This is a genomic window from Pseudomonas peli (genome assembly GCF_900099645.1).
Lineage (GTDB): Bacteria > Pseudomonadota > Gammaproteobacteria > Pseudomonadales > Pseudomonadaceae > Aquipseudomonas > Aquipseudomonas peli.
Map to the genome: position 1 here is coordinate 817,527 of NZ_FMTL01000001.1, position 20,008 is coordinate 837,534.

A 20,008-nucleotide genomic window follows, 5' to 3' on the forward strand; every position below is an offset into this window, starting at 1 on the left:
TTGCTTCCCTGCCTGCTGCTGGCTAGCATCGGGCTTTCCTCGACGCAGTCTGCCGATGTCGCCCACGCCAACCCCTGCTTCAGTCGCCGCTCGCCCGCTGCTGGATACCCGCTATAAGGTGGAAACACCGGAAGGCATCGACCTGATCCTGCGCCCAGCTGGGGTAGTGCCGCGCGCGTTGGCATTTAGCATTGACCTGCTGATTCGCGGTGCGCTGCTCGGCGCATTGTTTGCCGTGCTGGCGTTGCTCGGCCAGTTCGGTATGGGCCTGGGCACCATCCTGCTGTTTCTGGTGACCTGGTGGTACATGGTGCTGTTTGAGGTGCTCAACCAGGGCCGCTCACCGGGCAAGCAGATGATGGGCCTGCGGGTGATTCATGATGACGGCACGCCAATTGGCTGGACCGCCTCGCTTACGCGCAATTTGCTGCGTTTCGTCGACATCCTGCCGTTTGGCTACACCCTGGGTATTCTCAGCTGCCTGAATCACCCAGCGTTCAAACGCCTCGGCGATATCGCCGCCGGCACCTTGGTGGTTTACCGCGATAACGCCCCAGCAGCACCCGAGCTACCGCAAGCCGAGCCCATCCGTGCACCGTTCAGCATGAGCCTGAGTGAGCAGCGCGCCCTGCTCAGCTTTGCCGAGCGAGCGCAGAGTCTATCCAGTGCACGGCGTCAGGAGCTGGCAAGCATTCTTGCCGAGCCCTTGCAGGTACCTGCTGAGCTGGCCGAACAGCAGATCCACGGGATTGCCCGTGGCTTGTTGGGGCCGACATGAAACAGAGCCTGTTTGAACACCAGCACCAAGCCGAGTGGCAAGCCTTTAATGCGCAGCTAGAAGCCATTGAGCGCGGCAAGGCCGATAGCCAGCAATGCAAGGCCTTTGCCGCCAACTACCGCAGCCTGTGCCAGCACCTAGCCCTGGCCCAGAGCCGGGGCTATAGCAGCCACCTGATCGAGCAATTGCAGCTGCTGGCCATGCGCGGCCATCAGCAGTTTTATCGCCATCGCAGCCCACTGGGGGCGCAACTGCTCGGCTTTATCCTGGCTGGATTTCCACGCCTGGTGCGCGCCGAGTGGCGTTTTGTCGTGGTCGCCAGCCTGCTGTTTTTCGGCAGCCTGCTGCTGATGGGCACGCTGGTGTATCACTTCCCCGACCTAGTCTACGGGGTGATGGCGACTGACCAGGTCGGCGAGATGGAAAAGATGTACGACCCCGACGCCAGGCGCATCGGCCGCTTCAGCGAACGCGACTCCGGCGATGACTGGATGATGTTCGGCTACTACATCATGAACAACATCGGCATCGCCTTTCAGACCTTTGCCAGCGGCTTGCTGTTTGGCCTGGGCAGCCTGTTCTTCCTGCTGTTCAACGGCCTGATGATTGGTGCGGTGGCCGGCCACCTGACGCAAATCGGCTACGGTGAAACCTTCTGGTCGTTCGTCATCGGCCACGGTTCTTTCGAACTCACCGCCATTGCCCTGGCCGGCGCGGCAGGCCTGAAGCTCGGTTGGGCACTGCTGGTTCCCGGCCGCCTGCCACGTGGTGAAGCCCTGCGCATAGCGGCGGGCATTAGCGTGCGGCTGGTCGGCGGGGTGATCGTATTTCTGCTGCTGGCGGCGTTTATCGAGGCCTACTGGTCATCCATGGACCTGGCCAGCCCCGCGATCAAATATGCAGTCGGCGCTGGTCTTTGGCTGCTGGTGCTGGCTTATCTCCTCCTGGCTGGCCGAGGTGCACATGCGCCTGACTGATGCCAGCGTCGCCATCCGCCCTCGTAGCGTCTGGGAAGCCGTCGACCTCGGCGTGTTGCTGGCCAAACAGCATGCTGGCCTGTTGATGCTCAGTTGGGCCTTGGTCACCGTGCCGATTTTCGCCCTGCTGTGCCTACTGCTGTGGGATTACCCAAGCATTGCTGTGCTGATTTTCTGGTGGCTGAAACCGGCTTACGAACGCCTGCCACTGTATATCCTCTCGCATGCACTGTTCGGCGCTACGCCAAGCCTCAAGCAGGCGCTAAAAGCCCTGCTCGGCCTGCTCAAACCGCAACTTCTGGCCAGCCTGACCTGGCGCCGGCTAAGCCCCACACGCAGCTTCGACCTGCCGGTGATGCAGCTGGAAGGCCTGTCCGGCAAGGCGCGCAGCCAGCGTCTGATCGTCCTCGGCCAGCGCGATGCCGGCGGCGCCAGCTGGCTCACCATCGTCGGTGTGCACCTGGAAATGGCGCTGTGGTTCGGCATCATCAGCTTCGTCTACATGCTGCTGCCGGCGCAGATTGAGCTGGACTGGACCTGGGACAGCCTGATCAATGCGGCGTCTGGCGAGTGGCTATGGCTGGAACATCTGTCCAACCTGACCTACGTTCTGCTGCTGATCCTCTGGGAACCGATCTACGTCGCCTGCGGCTTCACCCTCTACCTGAATCGCCGCACTGCTCTGGAAGCCTGGGACATCGAACTGGTCTTCCGCCAGCTACGCCAGCGCCTGACGGGCGTGGCTTATGCCCTGCTGCTGGGCTGCGGCCTGCTGTTGATGCAGCTGCCAAACAGCGCCATGGCCTCCGATACCCCAACCGCAACTGCAAGCAGCTGCCCGCTGCCGGTTGAAGACCCCATGGGGCCAGAAGCCGACCGCCTGCTCAAGCAGCCGCTGACCAGCGCCGAAGCGCAAAAAAGCATAGGCCAGCTGCTCGATCAGCCGCCCTTCGAGTACCGTGAAACCGTCACCCGTTGGCGCCTCGGCGAAGAGCCCAAGGAGCCGAGCGAGGAAGACGCCAAGGCCCTGATCGAACTGCTGGAAAAGTTCTTCAAACTTACCGAATTCTGGAAAAGCGTCGATGCTGTGGCGCTGTTCTTCGAGGTGCTGCTGTGGGTCGCGCTGTTCAGCCTGATCGCCTGGCTACAGTGGCGCTACCGTGATTGGCTGAGCGCCTTTGCCGGTCGCCTGCGTTTGCCGCAAGTCCGTACCTATCAGCCACCTGAACAGCTATTTGGCCTGGAAGTGGCGCCACAAAGCCTGCCAGCGGATATCCCCGGTGAAGTCGAAAAACTCTGGGATGAACAGCCACGCGCCGCCCTCGGCCTGCTTTACCGCGCCCTGCTCAGCCGCATGTTGCACGAACAGCGCCTGCCGCTGAAAAAGTCGCACACCGAAGCCGAAGTGCTGCAACTGGTGCAGGCGCTGCAGCAGAAAGACCTCAGCCACTTCAGCCAGGCTCTGACCCGCCACTGGCAGAACCTCGCCTACGGCCATCGACTGCCGCCCGCGGCACTCAAACAGGGCCTGTGCAATGCCTGGCGACGCCTGTTCGAACAAGGGGCGCAGGCATGAACCGGCGTCTCCAGTTCCTCCTCGGTGCCGGTCTATTGCTGGTGGTCGGTCTGCTCGGCATCTACTTGCTGGGCAAACTCACGCCCTATGAAGAGATCCTCGAGCACGGCCCCGCACCCGAGGCCCGAGCCAACCCTTATCTCGCTGCCGAGCATTTCCTGCGCAAACAGGGCCTGCAGGTACAACGTGCCGATGGCCTGGAGGTCATGAAGGATCTGCCGAGCGCCGGGCAAACCCTGCTGCTGCTCGGCGACCGCAACCGCATGACGCCCAAGCAGGCCGAACGCCTGCTGGCCTGGACGGCCAAAGGCGGCCACCTGCTGTTTGTCGCCGAGCGGCTGTGGGATGAAGAGGAAGGCAAAAGCGGCGATCTGCTGCTCGACAGCCTGGGCATCCAGCAATACGAAAGCGAAGAACTCGACGAGGACGCCAGCGAAGCAGCGCAAGAAGACGCCTCGACTGAGGACACGGCCGACGCTGAGCCGCAGGCTGAAGCGGAAGCTGCGGCAGAGGCAACCACAGGTTCAAACAATGCCTACCCGGAGTTGACCCAACTGTATCTGGAAAACGAAGAGGCGCCGGCCTACTTCAACTTCGACACCGACTTTCACCTCTACGATTCCGCAAACCGTGCCCACGCCTGGGCCAACAGCGACGCCGCCACCCATCTGTTGCAGCTCTATCATGGCGATGGCCTGATCAGCGTGGTCAGCGACAGCTGGATCTGGCAGAACCAAGGCATCGGCGAATACGACAACGCCTGGCTGCTCTGGTACATGACCCAGGACAGCCAGGTCACCCTGCTCTACCGCGCGGACCGCGATGACCTGTTCAGCCTGCTGCTTGAGCACTTCCCCCAGGCATTGGTTGCACTCGTGCTGTTACTGGCATTCGGCCTATGGCATCTGGGCATGCGCCAAGGCCCGCTGCTGTTGCCCGCCAGCCGCAATCGCCGCCAACTGCAGGAACACCTGCGCGGTAGCGCTGACTTCCTCCTGCGCCACAACGGTCAGCACAGCCTGTTGCAAGGTTTGCAACAAGACATCCAGCGCCGCGCGCGGCATCGTCACCCCGGTTTCGAACGCCTCGCGGTGGCCGAGCAGTGGCAGGTGCTGAGCCGCCTGACCCGCCAGCCATCCAGCGTTATCAGCCAAGCCATGCGGCCGCTGCCCAAGCAGCGCCTGGCCGCCGCCGACTTCACCCGCCAGGTCGCCAACCTGCAAACCCTCAGGAATGCCCTATGACGAGCGAACACACACCCGAACAGCCAGACAGCGACATCGAGTCAACCCCTGTCGCCGCTGAAACCGTCGAAGCTGCGGCCACCGAAACGCCTGTACCGGCCCCAGCACCAGCTGCCCCGGCAGCCGCAGCTGCAGCTGCCAACCCGAATGCGCAGCGCCAGCGCGCCAGCCAGTTGGCTCAGGCGCTGCGTGCGGAGTTGCAGAAAGCCCTGATCGGCCAGACGGCGGTGATTTATGACGTGCTCAGCGCCCTGATTGCCGGCGGCCATGTGCTGGTCGAAGGCGTTCCCGGCCTTGGCAAGACGCTGCTGGTGCGTGCCCTGGCACGCTGCTTTGGCGGCGAGTTCGCGCGCATCCAGTTCACCCCAGATCTGATGCCCAGCGACGTCACCGGCCACGCCGTGTATGACCTGCAGAGCGAGCAGTTCAAGCTGCGCAAGGGCCCGGTATTCACCAACCTGCTGCTGGCGGATGAAATCAACCGCGCCCCGGCCAAGACCCAGGCGGCGTTGCTGGAAGTCATGCAGGAACGTCAGGTGACCCTGGAAGGCCGCGCGCTGAATGTGCCGTTGCCGTTTATGGTGCTGGCCACGCAGAACCCGATTGAGCAGGAAGGCACCTACCCGCTGCCGGAAGCCGAGCTCGACCGCTTTATGCTCAAGCTGCGCATGGATTACCCCGAGCAGAGCGAAGAGCTGAACATGGTTCGCCAGGTGGCGCGCTCAAGCAAAGCCGACATGCTCGAAGTCACCCCGCTGCGCACCCTGCTGCAGGCCCGCGATGTACTGGCGTTGCAGAAGATCGCCAGCGACCTGCCGATTGATGAGCAGGTGCTCGACTACGCTGTGCGCATCGCCCGCGCCACCCGCACCTGGCCTGGCCTGGCCATAGGCGCCGGGCCGCGCGCATCGATTGCCCTGGTACGCTGCGGCCGCGCCCGAGCGCTGCTGCGCGGCGGTGATTTCGTGCTGCCAGATGACATCAAGGGTTGCGCCCTGGCCGTACTGCGCCACCGCGTGCGGCTGTCGCCGGAGTTGGATATCGAAGGCCTGTCGGTGGATCAGGTGCTGCAACAGCTGCTCGACCAGGTTCCGGCACCGCGCCTATGACCCGCAATTGGCAAAAGCCCGCATTGAAAGGCGCTCTCGCATGAAACCCTCACGCGCGCTGCTGGCGCTGCTCGCCGGTCTGTTCGTGCTCGGCATTGCCCTGGGTATCTGCAGCGCCCTGGGCGTTGCCGTGCCGCGCAGCTTCACCCCGATTTACTGGGGCCTGCTGCTGATGCTGCTCGGCCTGACGCTGATCGACGCCCTGCTGCTGCGCCAAGTACCTTCGCCGCGTCTCGAGCGCCAGCTACCCGGTAACCTGCCGCTGGGTCGCTGGAGCGACGTGAGGCTGAATCTGCACCACAGTTACACCCGTGCGCTGCAGGTGGAGGTGTTCGACCATCTGCCCGGCGATATGGCCTTCGAGCACCTGCCGCTCAAGGTCGATCTGCACCCCGGCGAGCAGACACAGGTCAGCTACCGCGTACGCCCACTGCTGCGCGGACATTTCCATTTCCCGCAGTGCGAAATCAGCCTGCCCAGCCCTATGGGCCTGTGGCGCGCCCGCCGCTACCTGCCGGTGGCCGGTGAAACCCGCGTCTACCCGGATTTCGCCCGGCTTTACGGCGCGCAACTGATGGCGGTGGATGACTGGCTCAGCCAGCTGGGCGTACGCCAGCAGCAACGCCGCGGCCTGGGGCAGGAATTTCACCAGCTGCGTGAGTTTCGCGACGGCGACACCCTGCGGCAGATCGACTGGAAGGCCACCGCACGCAAACGCACACCGATTGCCCGCGAGTATCAGGACGAGCGCGACCAGCAGATTGTCTTCCTGCTCGACTGCGGCCGACGAATGCGCAGCCAGGACGGCGAGCTGTCGCATTTCGATCACGCTCTCAACGCCTCGCTGCTGCTGAGCTACGTGGCACTGCGCCAGGGCGATGCGGTCGGCCTGTCGACCTTTGCTGGCGAGCAGAACCGCTTCCTCGCCCCAGTCAAAGGCCAGGCGCAGTTGAATGTGCTACTCAATGCCCTGTACGACCTGCGCAGCACCCAACAACCGGCAGACTTCACCGCCGCTGTGGAAAACCTGCTCAGCCGCCAGCGCCGTCGCGCCTTGGTGGTACTGGTGACCAACCTGCGAGATGAGGATGATCAGGCCCTTCTCGGCGCGGTCAAACGCCTGAGCCGCCAACACCGCGTGCTGGTCGCCAGCCTGCGTGAGGAAGTGCTCGACACCCTGCGCCACACCCCGGTGCAGGACCTCTCCAGCGCTCTGGACTACTGCGGCACCCTTGATTACCTGAATGCCCGCGCAGGCCTGCACGAACGCCTGATTGCCAACAAGGTACCGGTGCTGGATGCGCGGCCGAGCGAACTGGGACCGCAGCTGGTGAGCAGTTATCTAGCCTGGAAAAAAGCCGGCGTTCTCTAGCACTGGCCACGCCAACGCCGACCTAGGTTGGCGTTGAGCGCCCCGCCCCAACCTACGGCTATAGCCACGTCACGTGCTGCTCCAGCGGAAAGCGCAGACGAGGGTTGTACACGCCCTTCTCATCCTGCTTGCCCACCGCTAGCAGCATGATCGGCAAGGCCTGGCGCGGGATGCTAAGAGTCTTGCGCAATCGCACTTCATCGAAGCCTTCCATCGGGCAGGTGGCATAGCCATGGCTCTGGAAGGCCAGCATCAGGTTCTGCGCCGCCAGCGCCGTGGATTTCACCGCCCAGATGCGCATCTGCGCCTGACTGTTGGGCGCGCGCATCAACGGCTTGCGCCAGGCTGCCACCCGCAGCAGCTGACGTTTGAACAGCCCAAACAGACCGAATGTGCCCTGGTTGTACTGAAAGGGTGCGGTCTTGTTGTAGAAGCTGCGAATCCGCGCAGGTACTTCCGGCTCCGGCCAATAGTCGATGATGTTCTGGCAAGCCTGCTTCCAGGTGTCCGGCCGCGCCAGTACGGCAATAATCAGTGGCGCCTTGGCCGCATTCTGACTCATGCAAACCGGGTGCAAACGGGCCAGCAACGCCGGATCGCGAACCACCTGGAAACTCCAGGGCTGCAGGTTGCAGGAGTTGGGCGCGAGCACCGCCAGTTCTAGGCAATCACGCACCACATCATCAGGCACCGCTTCGGCGGTAAAACGGCGTACCGCGCGGCGACTTTCGATCAGCTCACGCAGTGCGGCGGGGGTCGCGGGAGAAATGGCGGTATCAGCGGGAAACAGGCTCATCAGGGGCATCCTCAGCAGGTTGCCCGATTAAGCCGAGATGCCCAGCCACGAACAAGCCGTATACCGGCTTAGTCCGCAGCCTTGGCGCAAATGGCCTTAACCGAGCGCCTTTTCGATCGCCTGGATCAGGCTCGGGTCATCTGGCGTGGTGCGCGGCGAGAAGCGCGCCAGCACACGGCCGTCGTGACCGACGAGGAACTTCTCGAAATTCCAGGTGATGTCACCTGGGAACTCGGCGCCCTCGCCTGCCAGCAGGCGATACAGCGGATGGCGGTCCGGCCCATTCACCTCAAGCTTGCTGCCCAACGGGAAGGTCACGCCGTAGTTGAGGCTGCAAAACGCGCGAATGGCGGCCTCGCTGTCGGGCTCCTGCTCGGCAAACTGATTGCACGGCAACCCGAGCACGCTGAAGCCCTGTCCTTTGTATTGCTGATAGAGCTTTTCCAGACCCGCGTACTGCGGTGTCAGGCCACATTTGGAAGCCACATTGACCACCAACACCACCTGCCCCTTGAAGGGTGCCAGCGGCAGCTCTTGGCCATCCAGTGCACGCAGGTTGAGGTCGTGAAAGGCACTCATGGTCTAACTCCTTGAGAACACAAAAGTTACGTGTAGCGGACAAAAAATGGCCGGGAGCCATTTTTAACGTCGCACCGCGACGGCCCACAGGGTGAGCCGCCAAGGATGGTGGCTCATAAAAAAGGCGCCTATCTGAAGGCGCCTTTCTTCTGTTGCAGCTTAGCAGTCAAGCCAACGGTTGATACGACCATAAGTCGACTCGTGGCGACCACATAAGGCTAAACCATCAATGATGATGACCGCCTTCGCCATGGATATGGCCATGCGCAACTTCTTCTTCGCTGGCATCACGCACGCTGACAACCTTGACCTTGAAGTGCAGGCGCTGGCCAGCCAGTGGGTGGTTGCCGTCAACGATCACGTCGTCGCCTTCCAGCTCACGAATAGTAACGATCTGCATGCCGCCATCCGGACCGGAAGCGTGGAACTGCATACCGACTTCCAGCTCATCAACGCCTTCAAACATAGAGCGATTGAGGGTGGCTACCAGCTCGGCGCTGTATTCGCCGTAAGCGTCTTCCGGCTCAACGGCAACGTCCAGCTCATCGCCAGCTTGCTTGCCCAGCAGGGCTTTTTCCAGGCCACCGATGATGTTGCCGGCACCGTGCAGATAAGCCAGCGGCGCGCCGCCTGCGGAACTGTCGATCACCTCACCGGCATCGTTAGTCAGGGTATAGTCGATGGAGACGGCCTTATTGGCGGCGATCAGCATGGGGCGAGACCTTTTGCTTGGAAATAAAGAGCGGGCAAGTTTACCCAAGGGCACGCGCGAAAGCGAACCGGACACAGACGGACGGCCACGCGCGGCCTCAGTGCGTGTGCTTGATTTTCGTCAGGATGAGCACGGCCATTGGGTGGCAGTATTGTCCTGCGGCCATACTCAGCACCTGCGCCACCAGCCGCCCTGGCAGAATCGCGCGTGGGTGCTGGATGCTCATCAACGCCAGGCGAACGTGGGAGGACCTTTCCTCTGCGGCTGGTGCGCGGCTGAAAATAGCGCAAGCGAGGCGACGACAGAACGCCTGAACCACGATTTGAACAAGGAGCGGTAAATGCCCGCACGCAATATTCTGGTGATCAACTGCGGCAGCTCATCGATCAAGTTTGCCCTGATCAACGAAGACCAAGATGCCTTTATTCTCAGCGGCCTGGCTGAGCGCCTGGGCAGCCCGGATGCACAAGTCCACTGGCAACAAGGCGATAGTAAAGACAGCCTGATACTGCCCCATGCCGATCACCGTTCCGCCCTCGCCCAGGTATTGCCCTTGGTGCAGGCCGCCGCTGGCGGCCAACTGCACGGAATCGGCCACCGCGTGGTGCATGGCGGCGAGCATTTCACTGCTGCCTGTCGATTGGATGCGCTGAGTCTTGCGGCGATTCGCGCCACCGCGCCGCTGGCACCGCTGCATAACCCGGCCAACCTGCTGGGCATCGAAGCGGCGATCAAGCTGTTCCCCGACCTGACTCAGGTGGCGGTGTTCGACACGGCTTTTCACCAGACCCTGCCCGAACACGCCTACCGCTATGCCCTGCCCGAGCACCTGTACCGCGAACACGGCGTACGCCGCTATGGCTTCCACGGCACCAGCCACCGTTTTGTCAGCCAGCGCGCCGCAGAAATGGCCGGGCTGCCGGTCAATGCCAGCAGCTGGCTGGTGGCACACCTGGGCAATGGCTGCTCGACCTGCGCCATCGTCGATGGGCAAAGCCGCGACACCAGCATGGGCCTGACGCCGCTGGAAGGCGTAGTGATGGGCACCCGCAGCGGCGATGTCGACCCCAACCTGCACAGCCACCTGGCGCGCACCCTGGACTGGAGCCTGGAGCAGATCGAAGCCATGCTGAATAAAGACAGCGGCCTGCTGGGCCTGTCTGGTTTATCCAACGATATGCGCACTCTGGAGCAAGCCCGTGAGCAGGGCCATGCCGGCGCCACCCTGGCCATTGAGGTGTTCTGCTACCGCCTGGCCAAATCCCTGGCGGCCATGAGTTGCGCGTTGCCACAACTCCACGGCCTGGTCTTTACCGGCGGCATCGGCGAGAACTCGGCACTAATCCGCAGCAGGACAATCACGCACCTGAAACTGCTCAACCTGGCCCTCGACGAACCGGCCAACGCCCGCACCGTGCGCGGTGCGGCCGGGCCGATCCAGGCCGACGGCCACCCGCGCGTGCTGGTCGTACCGACCAATGAAGAACGACAGATTGCCCTCGACACCCTGGCGCTACTTGAAGCCTGATCGTCACCTGACTACTACGGAGCGCGAATGCACACTTTCTTTATTGCCCCCACCGGTTTCGGTGTCGGCCTGACCTCGATCAGCCTGGGTCTGGTCGGTGCCCTGGAGCGTGCCGGCCTCAAGGTCGGCTTTTTCAAACCCATCGCCCAACCGCATCAGGGCGACATGGGCCCCGAGCGTTCCAGCGAGCTGATCGCCCGCACCCACGGCCTGCACTCACCCAAGCCGCTGGCCCTGGCGCATGTCGAGCGCATGCTCGGTGACGGCCAGCTGGATGAACTGCTGGAAGAAATCATCAGCCTCTATCAGCAGGCCGCTGCAGATAAAGACGTGGTGATCGTCGAAGGCATGGTGCCAACGCGCCAGGCCAGCTACGCCACGCGGGTCAATTTCCACCTGGCCAAAAGCCTGGATGCCGAGGTGATTCTGGTCTCAGCGCCGGAACAGGAAAGCCTCAGCGAATTGAGCGACCGAGTGGAAATTCAGGCCCAACTGTTTGGCGGGCCAAAAGACGAGAAAGTGCTCGGGGTGATCCTCAACAAGGTACGCAGTGACGATGGTATCGAAGCCTTCGCCAATCGCCTGAAAGAACTCTCGCCACTGCTCAAGGGCGATGACTTCCGCCTGCTCGGCTGCATCCCATGGCAGGAAGAACTGAACGCCCCGCGTACCCGCGACATCGCCGACCTGCTCGGCGCGCGAGTGCTGAATGCCGGCGATTACGAGCAGCGGCGCATGTTGAAGATCGTGCTCTGCGCCCGCGCGGTGGCCAACACCGTGCAACTGCTCAAGCCTGGCACCTTGGTAGTGACGCCAGGGGACCGCGACGACATCATCCTCGCGGCCAGCCTGGCTGCGATGAACGGCATGCCGCTGGCCGGTTTGCTGCTGTGCAGCGACTTTGCGCCTGACCCGCGAATCATGGAGCTGTGCCGTGGCGCGCTGCAGGGCGGTTTGCCGGTGATGACGGTGAGCACTGGCTCCTACGACACCGCGACCAACCTAAACCGGTTGAACAAAGAAATCCCGGTCGATGACAAGGAGCGTGCAGAGAAAGTCGCCGACTTCGTCGCCAGCCATATCGACCATGAATGGCTATTCGCCCGCTGCGGCACGCCACGCGAGCTGCGCATGTCGCCGCCGGCGTTCCGCTATCAGCTGGTACAACGCGCCAAGACAGCCAACAAGCGCATCGTTCTACCCGAAGGCAGCGAGCCACGCACCGTACAGGCCGCGGCCATCTGCCAGGCACGCGGCATCGCCCGTTGCGTGCTGCTGGCCAAACCGGATGACGTCCACGCCGTAGCCCGCGCCCATGGCATCGAGCTGCCGGAAGGACTGGAAATCCTCGACCCGGACCTGATCCGCGAGCGCTATGTCGAGCCCATGGTCGAGCTGCGCAAGGGCAAAGGGCTGAACGCGCCGATGGCCGCCGCGCAGCTGGAGGACACCGTGGTACTGGGCACCATGATGCTCGCCCTGGATGAAGTCGACGGCCTGGTTTCCGGGGCGATCAACACCACCGCCAACACCATCCGCCCGGCCCTGCAGCTGATCAAGACGGCACCGGGCTATAAGCTGGTGTCGTCGGTGTTCTTTATGCTGCTACCCGACCAGGTGCTGGTCTACGGTGATTGCGCGGTAAACCCTGACCCGACAGCGGTGGAGCTGGCGGAAATCGCCCTGCAAAGCGCGGCCTCGGCCAGCGCTTTCGGCATCATTCCTCGGGTGGCGATGCTCAGTTACTCAACCGGTGACTCCGGCAGCGGCGAAGAGGTAGAAAAAGTCCGCGAGGCCACCCGCCTGGCCAAGGCCATCGACCCACAACTGCTGCTCGACGGCCCGCTGCAATACGACGCGGCAGCGATTGAAAGTGTCGGTCGGCAGAAGGCCCCTGGCAGCCCGGTCGCCGGCCGCGCCACGGTATTTATCTTCCCCGACCTGAACACCGGCAACACCACCTACAAAGCGGTACAACGCAGCGCCGATTGCGTCAGCGTCGGCCCGATGTTGCAGGGCCTACGCAAGCCGGTGAATGACCTGTCACGCGGCGCGCTGGTCGACGATATCGTCTTCACCATTGCCCTGACCGCGATTCAGGCTGCCAACCTGCCGCAGTAACGCACAGCCAGGGCTGCTCAACGGCGGCCCTGGCCAGGCAAAAGTGCTAAACATCCGCGAATCGCTGCGATAACCCATATTTCGAGGGGTTGCAGTTCGGTGCACAGACGTTAACCTGTGCGCCGACCGATCTGCGGTGCAAAACCGCAGGCGTAGATAAGTCGGGGATCAAGCCGCTTGAGCGCCACAGCAGTGGCCCGCAACCAGCCTGGCCCCATTTTCTGGAGGCACCTGCCCCAATGCTGCATTTCCTGCCTGCTCCACTGCGCGGCCTGCTTGCCGGCCTGATGTTGGCACTCAATACCCTGTTCTGGTGTTGGCCGCTGTTTATCCTGGCACTGGTGAAACTGCTAGTACCCATACCTGAGGTACACCGCATCCTGCGCTTTATGATGCACGCGAGTGCCGAAGCCTGGATTTCCATCAACAAATTCTGGATGAGCCTGGTCGGCCGTACGCATTGGGATGTGGCCGGGCTGAGTGGTTTCGATAAACAGCACTCATACTTAGTGACCAGCAACCACCAGAGCTGGGTGGATATTCTGGTGCTGCAATACCAGCTCAATCGGCGTATTCCGTTTCTCAAGTTTTTCCTCAAGCAGGAGCTGATCTGGGTGCCGGTGATTGGCTTGTGCTGGTGGGCGCTGGAATTTCCATTCATGAAGCGCTTCAGCAAGGAATACCTGGCCAAGCACCCGGAAAAACGCGGCCAGGACCTGGCAACCACGCGCAAGGCCTGCGAGCGCTACAAGACCAACCCAGTGTCGGTGTTCAATTTCCTCGAAGGCACGCGCCTGTCGCCGGCTAAGCACGCGCAGCAGCAGTCACCGTTCAAACACCTGCTCAAACCCAAGGCCGGCGGTATTGCCTTTGTGCTGGACGCCATGGGAGAGCAATTGCATAGCCTGGTCAATGTCACCATTCATTACCCACAGGGCAACCCCGGTTTCTGGGACCTGTTGTGCGGACGGATTGATCAGGTAGTCGTGCGTTTCGATCAGCTGCAGATTCCCAAGGAATTTATTGGCGGCAACTATGATCAGGACGAAGCCTACCGCTTACAGTTCCAGCAATGGGTCAACCAGCTGTGGCTGGACAAGGATGCGCAGCTCGACGAACTGAAGAAGCGCTATCCCGCGCGCTAAGCCGCTATCGCTGAATCCTCAAGCCCGCCTAGCCAGCGGGCTTTTCGTTACGCAACGGCAAATTGTGCCAATCCAGCTGCGCGGGGAAGGTTTTGATATGCTCCGCGTTTAGCCCCGGCGCGACTAGAAAGCCCTGCATGATTGCGCAGTTGTGCGCCGCCAGCCAATCACGCTGAGCCATGGTTTCCACACCCTCGGCGATCACCTCCAATCCCAGATTGCGGCCCAGATCGATGATGGTGCTGACCACCGCAGCATCACGCGGCGAGTCGAGCATATTGGAGATAAACAGGCGATCGATCTTCAGCGTATCCAGCTCGAAATGACGCAGGTAAGCCAGTGACGAATAACCGGTGCCGAAATCATCGATGGCGATCCTCACCCCGAGCTTACGCAACTGACGCAGCTGTTCCTGGCTGGTTTCCAGATCCTGCATCAACGCGCTTTCGGTAACTTCCACTTCCAGCTGCCGAGGGTTCAACTGGTGCTCTTCAAGCACCCGGCGCAGGTCATCGACCAGCTGCGGCATGCCGAACTGCACCGGGCTGACATTCAGGCTGAGCACCAGTTCGTTGCCGAACTGCTGGCTCAGCTGTTGGCATTTTTCGATCCCGGCCTTGAAGATCCAGCCGCCCAGGCGGTTGATCAGACGAGTCTCCTCCAGCAGCGGAATAAACACCCCCGGCGCCACGGTACCGGCAACCCGATGCTGCCAACGCAGCAAAGCTTCGAAGCCACGCAGGCGCCCGCTTTCCAGGTAGATCTGCGGCTGGTAGACCAGGACGAAATCATCATTCTCGATGGCGTTGCGCAGGCTTTCCTCAAGCATCAACCGTGAGCGCGCGCGGCCGTTCATTTCCTGCGAGAAGAAGCGGTACTGCTGACGACCGGTGCGCTTGGCCTCGTACATGGCCATGTCAGCGGCACGCAGCAAGCCTTCCACGGTTTGCCCACACTCGGGGAAACAGGCAATGCCCACACTCGCACCCAGAGTCACCTCGATGCCGTCGAGGTTATGCCGCACCGACACCTGCTCGATCAGTTTTTCGGCGATGCGCGCGGCGTCTTCCGGATGTTCCAGACTGTCGAGCAGGGCAGTGAACTCATCGCCGCCAATCCGCGCCAGGCTGTCATAGGGGCGCAGGCTGGCCTTTAGCTGTTCACCGACCAGTTTGAGCAAGCGGTCGCCCACGTCGTGGCCGAGGGAGTCATTGATCCGTTTGAAGCCATCCAGATCGAGATACAGCACCGCCATACGCTGGCCGCTGCGTTCGATCCGCGATAACGCCGATTCCAGCGCCTGATAGAAACCACGCCGGTTGAGCAGGCCAGTCAGGGCATCAGTAATCGCCTGTGACTCCAGTTGCTGATGCAGATGGCGCACAACCGACATATCCAGCGCCATCACCACCATGGCGTGCTGCAGGCGCGGCAAGGGTGAACAGGACAGCGCCACCGGCACCTGCCCGCCGTTCAGCGTGCGCAGGTTAGCGTCATGCAGGCGATAAGCCTCACCGCGCCGCCACTGCAGGTAAAATTCGGACAACCGCCAGTCGCTGGTGACTTGCGGGCTGACCAGATAGGAGAGCATTTCACTGCCTTCCAGATCGCTTATCGAGCCCTCAAGCATGCGCGCCATGGCCGGGTTGGCGAAATTGATCCGGCCATCCTCGCCCACCACCATGATGCCTTCGGCGGCGTTGTCCAGCACCGAGGCGTTAAACGCCCGCGCGGTGTCCAGTTGCTGGGTCAGTTGCAGCAGCTCGCTGCGGTTGCGCTCATGTTCGAGCAGGGCGTGAATCTTATGGCGCAAAACGCTGGAGTCGAAGGGCTTGAGCATGAAATCCACCGCGCCGGTGGCGTAGCCCTTGATCACCGAATCCTGAGTCTGCGCGATGGCAGAGACGAAGATAATCGGGGTGTAGCGCGTACGCGGATTACCACGCATCAGCCGTGCCACCTCAAAGCCGTCCATGTGCGGCATCTGCACATCCAGCAGCACCAGGCCAACGTCCTCTTCGAGCATGCACTGCAGGGCACTCTCGCCCGAGTCGACACAACGCAGTTGCCAGTCGCCCTCCTCCAGCAGAGCTTGCATGGCCACCAGGTTTTCCTGACGGTCATCCACCACCAGCAGAATCTGCGTGCTGGGCACGCTCTTCAGCTGTACATGTGCCATAAATCCTCCCTTGTCCCTGGCGAGCGTCTTGCGACTCCTGTTGCGGTTGAGGTTAGCAGGCCACAGCAAAACTATTGCGGTGGTGCAGCAGATGCTGCAAATGAGCCATTTTGCGGACCGCTGTTGGCCAGCCAACGCACCAGTAAATCCAGCAAGGCCTCGCGACTGACCGGTTTGGCCAGGTAGTCATCCGCGCCTGCGGTGATGCATTTCTCCCGGTCACCTTTCATCGCATGGGCGGTCAGGGCGATGATCGGAATACTGCAACCGTGCTCGGTCTTGAGTAAGCGGGTGGCGGTATAGCCGTCCATGGTCGGCATGGCCATGTCCATCAGGATCAGATCAAACGGCTCGCGCTGATAACAGTTGATGGCCTCCTGCCCGTCCTTGGCTGAGCTGACAATCAGCCCGACCTCGTCAAGCAGGGCCGTCAGGGCGTAAACATTGCGCACGTCATCATCGACCAGCAGCACGCGCCGGCCCTCCAGCGGATTCTCGGCGCGTGGCGCTCCCAGCCGCGTGGGGTTGCGCACGTTGCCCAGGAAGCCTTGCACGGCCTCACTCAGATCCTGCATGTCCTCACCATCCTTGTGCACCACCACCGCGCTGTAACGACGCAGACGCTGCAAGGCCTGGCGGGTGACATCTACCCCGGTATTGATCACCACCCGCATGCCATTCAGCGGGCGCTGCCGGTTAAGGGTTTCCAGCAGTTCAAAGCCATCCTGATCAGGCAGATCAAGGTCGATCACCAACGCACTAAAAACTCCGCTGGCATAAGCTCGCTGCGCTTCATCAGCTCGCGCGCAGGCTTGCACGTCAAAGCCCAGCTGCTGCAGATGCTCGCGGTAATGTTCGCGCTCAACCTCAACATCCTCGACCAACAGCAAACGCTGGGCAGGCGACGGGGCAAGCTGTTGCAAGTCGACAAACACCTGCTCCAGATCAGCCCGCTGAATCGGCTTGACCAGATAGCGCGTGCCGTCATCATTCCAGTCCACCGGTTGCGGCACGCAGGAGATGATGTGCACCGGCGTGATGCGGTGGCTGGCCTGGCTGCGCAGGCGGCGAAACAGCTGCCAGCCGCTGATATCCGGCAGCAGAATATCCAGGATCACCGCGCTGAAGCACTCGCTCTGCAGCAAGTTGAGGGCTTGCACACCAGAACGGCAATGCACACTGGCAAAGCCGTGGGCGTGTGCCTCCTCAGCCAGTACCGCCGCAAAATTCACGTCATCTTCAACAATCAGTACCGCTGGGCCTTCACCACTGCGCTGCGGCGCGTCCACGGCCGACTCCACCTGAGTCTGCGCCACCACCCGCACCGGCAGTAGCACGCTAAAGCAGGAGCCCTCGCCTAAGGTGCTTTGCAGGTTGATCTCGCCGTCCATTGCCAGCACCAGCTGACGGGTAATGGCAAGCCCCAGACCCGTGCCACCGAAGCGCCGACTGGTAGAGCCGTCAATCTGCTGAAAAGCCTGAAAAATCTGCTCATGCTGCTCGGCAGGGATACCGATCCCGCTGTCGCGTACGCTGAAATTGAGCAGCTCATGCCCCTCCTCCGGCTCACCGCTGGCGCAGGACACCGTCAGGCTCACCTCGCCGTGCTCGGTAAACTTCAACGCGTTGGACAGCAAGTTACGCAGGATCTGCTGCAGGCGAATGCGGTCTGCGTGAATCACCCGCGGCACCCCGGCTTCCAGCTGGGTATGCAGGCGCAACCCTTTGATCTCCGCCATCGGCCGTAAGCTGGCATCCAGCTCAACGAGAATATCCTGCATGCTCAGCGGTTCGAGCTTGAGCTGCATGCGCCCGGACTCGACCTTGGCCAGGTCCAGCACATCGTTGATCAATTGCAGCAGGTCACTGCCGGCACGGTGCACGATGTCGGCATGTTTGGCCTGCTTCTCGGTCAGGTTGCCGGCACTGTTCATGCGTAGCTGATCACTGAGGATCAGGATGCTGTTGAGCGGCGTGCGCAGCTCATGGGACATGTTGGCGAGAAATTCCGACTTGTAGCGGTTGGCCAAAATCAGTTGCTCGGCCTGATCACGCAGGCGTTGCTCGGCGGCCTTGCGCTCGCTGATGTCGATGATCACGGCTTGCACCAAGGCATCTTCACTGCCTCGGATTGGTGATAAGCCGACCTCCAGAGGAATCTGTCGACCATCACGGTGCAGGCCAAACAGCTCGCGGTTATTACCCATGCGCCGCGGTTCCGGGTTGCGCTGATAGTCCTGGCGCATCGGCACATGGCTGCTACGCAAAGCCGTGGGCAGCAGGATCTCCACCGGTTGTGCCAGCAAGGCTTCGCGGTCGTACCCGAACAACTGCTCGGTCTGCCGATTGACCATGGCGATGCAGCCGTTCTCGTCGATCAACACAATGGCGTTGGGGGAGGCCTCGACCACCAGGCGAAAGCGCTCTTCAGCGCCTTTACGGGCGCGCAGGTCAATCAGGTTGATCAGGTAATTGACCCCGCCTGAATCGCCCAACACGCTCAGACTGAGTGCCACCGGCACTTCTTCCCCAAGGTCGCGGCGCGCCTGGTACTCGTTGGACAACTCCGCGCCGTCACGCTCAATCGCCAGCGAACTGAGCTGCTCGATACTGGGCAAAAAGCGCTTGACCCGCTCACCGACCAACCCTTCGGGCGTTGAGTCGAGTAAGTCGGCGGCGCTGCGGTTGGCCATTTCGATCCGCCCCTGGGCGTTGCACAGCAAGGTGGCCACGGGCAGGCGCTCGATCAACAGACGGAAGCGCTCTTCACGCTCACGCAGCTGGTCGGTCGCCAAGTGGTTGGCGTGCAACTCACGTTCGCGCAGGTACAGGTAGCCGCCAACCAGCAAGGCCAGCAAGGCGGCAGCCACCAGCCCCAGCCATAGGCTGGCATGCCCCTCTAGGTTGACCTGCGCAGCGTCATAGACAGCCGTGCTGCTAACTTCCAGCAGCCAATTACGCCCGTATAAGGGTAGCTCGATGGCATGACGGAACGAGGCGTCCGCGTCGGCGCCTTCTATACCGCCGCTGAGCAACAGCATGTCGGGAGCCTGCTGATCCCTCAAGGTGATGGCAAAACGGCTGGACTGGGCGCCCAGAATCCCTTCCATCAAATCATGGCTGCGAAAGACGGCGTGGAGCATGCCGAGCGCAGCAGCCCGCCGCTCTTCAGGGGTACTCAGCGGCCTGCCAGGCTGGTACACCGGCAGGTACAACAGTACGCCGGCCTGCACATTTTCTTCGGTTTCCTGCAGCAGGGTGACCGGCGCGCTCAGGGTTGCAACGCCACTGTCCATGGCTTGATCAACCGCCGCTCGGCGCACGGCCTCACTGAGCATGTCAAACCCCAGAACCCGTCGATTGCGCCAGTCCAAGGGACTGATGTAATCAATTAATAGGTAGTGTTCACGCTGCCCTGGCGGGAACACACGAAAGTTCTCACGCCCAGCCGCATGCTCCGCGGCGAGGAACGCTTCAAGCTGCTCGTGAGCCAGGTAACGGGACCACGCCAGCCCCTGAATACCGGGGTATCGATCCTGCAACTGCAGCTGATCAATCGCGCGCTCCCATTCTTCACGCGACACATAGTCACTGCCCGTCATCAAGCCCGACGTACCGCGCAGCACCATTTCATAAGCCTGCATGCGACTGACGACGCGCTGGCTGATGTCCAGCGCTTCCACCTCAAACTGTTGCTGACGCTGTTGATGGTCACGCTGGTTCCAGGCATGCCATTGCCAGAGCGACACGCTGCCAAGGCTGACCAGCACAAGCAGAGTGGCCAACAACGGTAGCCAGGGTTTGCGGGCGAGAAATATGAGTCGATCGTCCATGCGCTCTCCAGTCATCGTCCATGTCGGCGCAGTTTGGGCACTGCGGCAGCAGGGTTGAA

The 20,008-nt window shown here is 61.9% G+C and carries 15 protein-coding genes; 10 read left to right on the top strand and 5 right to left on the bottom strand.

The annotated features are described in order from the left end of the window. The first annotated feature begins 55 nt into the window (after nt 1-55). From BLO50_RS04080 to BLO50_RS04105, 6 genes are read left to right on the top strand one after another with little or no spacing between them, the layout of a single operon-like run. On the top strand, nt 56-778 hold the full coding sequence (locus tag BLO50_RS04080; protein ID WP_090248944.1) for an RDD family protein: 723 nt from the start codon (nt 56-58) through the stop codon (nt 776-778). Further along, entirely contained in the window at nt 775-1,755 is a 981-nt protein-coding gene (locus BLO50_RS04085) for a stage II sporulation protein M (RefSeq protein ID WP_090248946.1), read from the top strand. The genes BLO50_RS04080 and BLO50_RS04085 overlap by 4 nt, the downstream gene beginning before the upstream one ends. Then, a complete protein-coding gene (locus BLO50_RS04090; RefSeq protein WP_090251218.1) occupies nt 1,742-3,331 on the top strand; it encodes a DUF4129 domain-containing protein in 1,590 nt (529 codons plus the stop codon). Before BLO50_RS04085 ends, BLO50_RS04090 begins: the two co-directional genes overlap by 14 nt. After that, complete coding sequence (locus BLO50_RS04095) at nt 3,328-4,575, top strand: DUF4350 domain-containing protein (protein WP_090248948.1); 1,248 nt, start codon at nt 3,328-3,330, stop codon at nt 4,573-4,575. Before BLO50_RS04090 ends, BLO50_RS04095 begins: the two co-directional genes overlap by 4 nt. Further along, complete coding sequence (locus BLO50_RS04100; protein WP_090248950.1) at nt 4,572-5,684, top strand: AAA family ATPase; 1,113 nt, start codon at nt 4,572-4,574, stop codon at nt 5,682-5,684. The genes BLO50_RS04095 and BLO50_RS04100 overlap by 4 nt, the downstream gene beginning before the upstream one ends. 40 nt (nt 5,685-5,724) lie before the next feature. After that, nucleotides 5,725-7,056: a DUF58 domain-containing protein gene (locus BLO50_RS04105; RefSeq protein ID WP_090248952.1), complete on the top strand. Its 1,332-nt coding sequence runs from the start codon at nt 5,725-5,727 to the stop codon at nt 7,054-7,056. A gap of 58 nt (nt 7,057-7,114) precedes the next feature. On the opposite strand, the gene BLO50_RS04110 is transcribed toward BLO50_RS04105, so the two are convergent. From BLO50_RS04110 to BLO50_RS04120, 3 genes are all read right to left on the bottom strand, one after another. After that, entirely contained in the window at nt 7,115-7,852 is a 738-nt protein-coding gene (locus BLO50_RS04110; RefSeq protein ID WP_090248955.1) for a nitroreductase family protein, read from the bottom strand. A 96-nt stretch (nt 7,853-7,948) separates the two neighbouring features. Further along, nucleotides 7,949-8,431, bottom strand: a complete 483-nt coding sequence (locus BLO50_RS04115; protein ID WP_090248957.1) for a glutathione peroxidase — start codon at nt 8,429-8,431, stop codon at nt 7,949-7,951. Nucleotides 8,432-8,657: 226 nt separating this feature from the next. Further along, nucleotides 8,658-9,143, bottom strand: coding sequence for an FKBP-type peptidyl-prolyl cis-trans isomerase (locus BLO50_RS04120; RefSeq protein ID WP_090248959.1), 486 nt, complete (start codon nt 9,141-9,143; stop codon nt 8,658-8,660). Between BLO50_RS04120 and BLO50_RS04125 the strand changes: the two genes are divergently transcribed. The 4 genes from BLO50_RS04125 to BLO50_RS04140 all read left to right on the top strand — a co-directional run bounded on the left by BLO50_RS04125 (nt 9,112) and on the right by BLO50_RS04140 (nt 13,937). Continuing rightward, nucleotides 9,112-9,483: a DUF3565 domain-containing protein gene (locus BLO50_RS04125; RefSeq protein WP_090248961.1), complete on the top strand. Its 372-nt coding sequence runs from the start codon at nt 9,112-9,114 to the stop codon at nt 9,481-9,483. The genes BLO50_RS04120 and BLO50_RS04125 overlap by 32 nt on opposite strands. Continuing rightward, entirely contained in the window at nt 9,484-10,671 is a 1,188-nt protein-coding gene (locus BLO50_RS04130) for an acetate kinase (protein ID WP_090248963.1), read from the top strand. Nucleotides 10,672-10,698: 27 nt separating this feature from the next. Further along, nucleotides 10,699-12,792, top strand: a complete 2,094-nt coding sequence (pta, locus tag BLO50_RS04135; protein WP_090248965.1) for a phosphate acetyltransferase — start codon at nt 10,699-10,701, stop codon at nt 12,790-12,792. A 239-nt stretch (nt 12,793-13,031) separates the two neighbouring features. Next, a complete protein-coding gene (locus tag BLO50_RS04140) occupies nt 13,032-13,937 on the top strand; it encodes an acyltransferase (protein WP_090248967.1) in 906 nt (301 codons plus the stop codon). A gap of 28 nt (nt 13,938-13,965) precedes the next feature. Here the strand turns inward: BLO50_RS04140 and BLO50_RS04145 are convergent, their stop codons facing one another. Next, nucleotides 13,966-16,116, bottom strand: a complete 2,151-nt coding sequence (locus tag BLO50_RS04145) for an EAL domain-containing response regulator (RefSeq protein WP_090248969.1) — start codon at nt 16,114-16,116, stop codon at nt 13,966-13,968. A gap of 71 nt (nt 16,117-16,187) precedes the next feature. Further along, entirely contained in the window at nt 16,188-19,949 is a 3,762-nt protein-coding gene (locus tag BLO50_RS04150; protein ID WP_090248971.1) for a CHASE domain-containing protein, read from the bottom strand. Between the last annotated feature and the right edge of the window lie 59 nt (nt 19,950-20,008).